The sequence below is a fragment of the Mycobacterium sp. genome (genome assembly GCF_052144515.1).
Taxonomy (GTDB): Bacteria; Actinomycetota; Actinomycetes; order Mycobacteriales; family Mycobacteriaceae; genus Mycobacterium.
The window spans coordinates 1-4,336 of the sequence record NZ_JBKQQD010000321.1; the positions used below are offsets into that span (position 1 = coordinate 1).

Below are 4,336 nucleotides of genomic sequence, written 5' to 3' on the forward strand. Positions count from 1 at the left end.
ATTCGCTTCACCCGACCGGCGCCGACACTCCTATGGTCAACAACGAATCGTTCTTGGGTGCCGCGCCCGACGTCCCCGAACTCTTCGAAGCGATGACGAATATCCTTCCCGTCCAGCTCATTCAGGCGGAAGACGTCTCCAACGCGATGGCCTGGTTGGTGTCCGACGAGGCCCGGTACATCACTGGCGCGGTCATCCCTGTCGATGCCGGTGCGACCGCGCGCTGACCCGCCATCCGACGTCAGTGGCTGATCCCGCCGATAAGACCGAATCCGTGGGCTGGTGGCAAAAGATCTTCGCCCTGCAGGAGGTCGCCGCCAATAACTACCGGGCCGATCCCATACGCTCGGGTCTGCCACGTCTGTACGGCGGCCAGGTTGGGGCGCAGAGCCTGCTGGCCGCGGCCGCGACGGTCGATTCCGACCGTGTCCCGCACTCGTCGCACACCTCGTTTTTGCACGCGGGCGACGACACGCGTGCCATCACGTACGAAGTCGACCGGGTGCGTGATTCCCGTTCGATGTCAACCCGTGTCGTCACCGCGCAACAAGACGGGCGAATGCTGGCCACCAGCGTTGTCTCGTTTCACCTGGCACCGTCGGGAGACCCCCAGCCCCCGATCGAACATGAGTGGCCACCGGCCCACGGTGAACCCGTCCAGCCGCTGCCCGATCCCGACACCTTGCCATCGCGCCGGACGTCATTATCACACCGATACGGCGACGACATCCCGAGCGGAGCCGCCCCGCGGTGGCCGGTCGATCTGCGCTATGTAGACCAGGTGCCGTGGAGCGATTCGGTGGCCCCGCCGCGAAACCGGATCTGGTTGAAGACTATTGGGTATCCGCGTCAGACCGCCGGCGCCGATGCCGCGGTGCTGGCTTTCGCGACGGATTTGCCGATGTTCGAACCGGTCTATTTTCCCACCGGGATACCCTGGCGCGATATGATCGGCCACACGGCCCTTCTGGGAGCTACGCTGAACCATTCGGTCTGGTTGCACCGTCCGGCACGCCTTGACGACTGGCTGCTGCTCGAGCAGTTCGCACCCATCGCGCACGGATACCGGGCATTCTGCCGGGGCGAATTGCGCTCCCGTTCAAGACAACTCGTGGCGAGTGTGGCCCAGGAGATGGTATTCGTCGCGCCGCGGGCCCGCCCGTTCGAGGGACCCGCGGAACGGACAGTCAGCTGCGATGATGGTCCGCCCTGAGCTGCTCGCGGGACAACTTGCCGGTGACATTACGAGGAAGCTCGTCGACCAGGGCCAGCCGTTTGGGTAGCTTGTAACGTGCTAAGCGTTGTGCTGCAAAGGCATTCAGCTCGTCGAGAGTAATGGTGACCCCGGGTTTGGGCACCACGACGGCCAAGCCGACCTCGCCCCATTTCTCGTCGTCGATACCGACGACGCCCACATCACGTACGTCCGGACGCTGCGCGATCACCTGTTCGACTTCGGCCGGGTAGATATTCTCCCCGCCGGACTTGAACATCTCCTTGACACGTCCAACCGGATAATAGAAGCCGTTCTGGTCGCGGTACGCCGAATCGCCGGTCCGGAACCAGCCGTCCCCAGTGAAATAGTCGGCGTTGTCGCGTTCCCAATATCCGACGGTGATGCTCGGGCCGCGCAACCAGATTTCACCCGTCACGCCGTCCTCCACGTCGCGGCCGTCGGCGTCGACCAGCCTTATCTGCGTGTGCGGCGCGCCGCGACCCGTCGACCCCCTCTTGGCGCGGTCGAGGTTTGCCGCCTCGTCGTCCAGAGCCGTTGCCATCGGACCCATCTCGGTTCCGCCGTACTGCGGCTGCAGCGGGAATCCGCGGTCGGCCCACACCTGCAGGAGTTCCGGCGAGGCGACTGCCCCGGCAATGATCCCGTGGCGCAGATGGGACAAGTCGGCCGCGGCGAATCCGGGTGTCTCGCCGATGCGCTGGTAGAACAACGGGATGGCCGCAAAATGGGTGATCGGCGGGTCGTGGCCAACCAGATGATGCAGGACGTCCGCGGGGTCGAAACGGGCCATTGTGGTCACCGCGCCGCCGAAATACAGAATCGGATTGGCCATCACGTTCAGGCCGCCCGCGTGGAACAACGGCATCGCGTTGAGCTGGTGACATCCGGGCTGCGAATACCCGGTGGTGTGGGCGGTGTTGAGGGCCTGCCACACCAATGTGGCGTTGGTCGACAGAGCGCCTTTTGGCCGCCCGGTGGTCCCCGACGTGTACAGAATGTGAGTCGGCTGGTCCATCGAGTTCGCGCCCGCTGCGCGCAACGGAACCGCCGCTGAAATAGCGGACTCATAGTCGGTCTCATCGTGCGCCGGGTTGAACGAGAGGCGCTGGCCGATATCGGCTTTCGCGGCGACAGCGACCGCAACCTCTGCCCACCGGTCATCGTGGACTATGGCGCTGGGTCGGGCGTCGAGGCAGATCTGCTGAATCTCGCTTACATGCAATCTCCAATTGAGCGGCACGAGCAGTGCGCCAAGTCGCATGCAGGCGAACTGCACTTCGAACACGCGCGGGTCGTTCTCGCTCACCAACGCCACCCGATCGCCGGTCCCGACGCCGAGATCGTGCAGTGTGGCGGCCAGCCCGGCGACCCGGTCTTCCAGTTGCGCCCAGGTTGTTCGTCTTCCGTCCTCGGCGCATCCGAGGGCAAGGGAGTCGCCGTTATGCTGCGCGTGGTAGGCCACCCAGTCAGCTGCGGCAAACACCAATCTGCGCTCCGATCATCGGCTTCGTCCAACCTTTGTCTAAACCGCTTGACATATCGCGCCTTCCGCCTGGGCGACGTCGCTGCGAACCCACCCGTGAGAACGCGCCGGCGGCCAGCGCACCCACCATAATCGAACAACGTTTGACGAGGAAGGGAAGCCGCCGTTTGACCATTGGCGGGCCAACCTCGCCAGTGGGCCCAGACCGTCCATCCAGGAGCAGCCACGCGGCCCGGCCCGCCTGACTCGTAGAGTCTTCCCGATGAGCCTTCCCGCCACCCGACGCAGGCCAGGCCGCCCGTTGGGAGCCGACGGCGCGGAGACGCGACTCAAGGTCCTGCACAGCGCCCGGCAGGTGTTTGCCACAACCGGTTATGAGCGTGCCAGTCTCAAACAGATCGCCGAGGATGCGGGGATCACCCGCAACGCGATCACGAACTACTACTCAAGCAAAATTGAGCTCTACGGCGCCGCGTTGGCGTCGGTGCACGACGTGGTAGCCGGGCAAATCCTCGACGACGCCAAGAAGGTAACCGGCTCCGTCCACCGTCGCGTCATGGCGGTGTTCGAAAGCGCCGTCGCATTCAGCCAGACCGACGAGACGTTCGTCCGATTCTTCGTAATTTCCACCGCCGACGCGATCACTCACCCGGAGCTTCGTGACAAGGCGCTGCTGCCGATCGACTCGGTGCGCGATTACGTCGCCAACCTGCTCGCCACCGCCGCGCACGCGGGTGAGATCGAGACCGACATGGACACCGAAGCGACCACCCAAGTCTGCATGGACCTGCTGTGGGGCCTGGCGATGGACATCGGCTTCTATTCCGACGAGCAACGGACCCAACGGACGATGCGCGCGATCGACCGGATCATCAGCGCAACGCTCGCGCCCGCGCGACCTTGACAGTCAAACGCCCGATCATCGTTGGGCTGGCGGCGCCTTGCAGTCGGCGAGCGCGGCGAGAAGACTGCTCAGCCGTCGCTGGTCGTCGGCGGCGAGCGCCGAGAGCCACTCACGCTCCCGGTCTGCCTGCTCACGCATGGCCGCGCCAAGTGCGATGCGGCCGTGTGGGGTCAGCTGGATGCGGACAAGTCGCCGATCGGCGCTGTCGCGGGTCCGGCTCACCAGGCGATCACGCTCGAGCGTGTTCAGCGCACTGGACACAGCGGCCCGCGACGCTCCCGATAGGCGTGCGACATCGCGCAGTTCGGCAGCACCGACTGCCCACAACACATTCATGATGCGAAAGCCGGCCCAGGTCCAGCCGAGCCGACGGTGCACACCCTCGAAATCGCGGATCAGTCGATGGTGCAGCCGGGTCAGGTTGAACACGAGTTCGGCATGCTCAGCGGCATCCGGGCCCGCAACATCGTCCGCCCGCAGCCGCCGGGCCAATAGCTCGCGATACTCCTCGACGGTGATCGTCCGAGCTGACGGGCGATGGGTGGCCATGCCAAAGTATGAACCGCTGCCGAAGGCAGACGGTTCACTCACACAGTTTGAAGATCATGCGGACATGGATCGCCGATCGAGACTTCGTGCAGGTTGATTCTAACGATCGTTTACACAACCTTGCGGCTGCCGTTCACTTTTCTGGTATTTAGCGCAACTGAGT

5 protein-coding genes are annotated in these 4,336 nt (G+C 64.5%); 3 read left to right on the forward strand and 2 right to left on the reverse strand.

The window, feature by feature from the left end; translation table 11 throughout:
* Both ACLP9N_RS21590 and ACLP9N_RS21595 read left to right on the forward strand, forming a co-directional pair.
* Positions 1–227 (forward strand): SDR family oxidoreductase (locus ACLP9N_RS21590; RefSeq protein ID WP_442409323.1); only part of this gene is annotated, 227 nt, incomplete at its 5' end.
* Positions 228–244: 17 nt separating this feature from the next.
* Positions 245–1,213 carry an acyl-CoA thioesterase gene (locus tag ACLP9N_RS21595; protein ID WP_442409324.1) on the forward strand — a complete coding sequence of 323 codons (969 nt, stop codon included), beginning with the start codon at positions 245–247 and terminating at the stop codon, positions 1,211–1,213.
* On the opposite strand, the gene ACLP9N_RS21600 is transcribed toward ACLP9N_RS21595, so the two are convergent.
* On the reverse strand, positions 1,188–2,720 hold the full coding sequence (locus ACLP9N_RS21600; protein WP_442409325.1) for an AMP-binding protein: 1,533 nt from the start codon (positions 2,718–2,720) through the stop codon (positions 1,188–1,190). The genes ACLP9N_RS21595 and ACLP9N_RS21600 overlap by 26 nt on opposite strands.
* Before the next feature lie 262 nt (positions 2,721–2,982).
* Between ACLP9N_RS21600 and ACLP9N_RS21605 the strand changes: the two genes are divergently transcribed.
* Complete coding sequence (locus ACLP9N_RS21605; RefSeq protein ID WP_442409326.1) at positions 2,983–3,624, forward strand: TetR/AcrR family transcriptional regulator; 642 nt, start codon at positions 2,983–2,985, stop codon at positions 3,622–3,624.
* A gap of 15 nt (positions 3,625–3,639) precedes the next feature.
* On the opposite strand, the gene ACLP9N_RS21610 is transcribed toward ACLP9N_RS21605, so the two are convergent.
* Positions 3,640–4,173, reverse strand: coding sequence for a MarR family winged helix-turn-helix transcriptional regulator (locus tag ACLP9N_RS21610; RefSeq protein ID WP_442409327.1), 534 nt, complete (start codon positions 4,171–4,173; stop codon positions 3,640–3,642).
* Positions 4,174–4,336: the final 163 nt, after the last annotated feature.

Excerpts from the sequence above, each read along its gene's own strand:
- ACLP9N_RS21605 (WP_442409326.1), top strand. The coding sequence starts at position 2,983 with ATGAGCCTTCCCGCCACCCGACGCAGGCCAGGCCGCCCGTTGGGAGCC.
- ACLP9N_RS21610 (WP_442409327.1), bottom strand. The coding sequence starts at position 4,173 with ATGGCCACCCATCGCCCGTCAGCTCGGACGATCACCGTCGAGGAGTAT.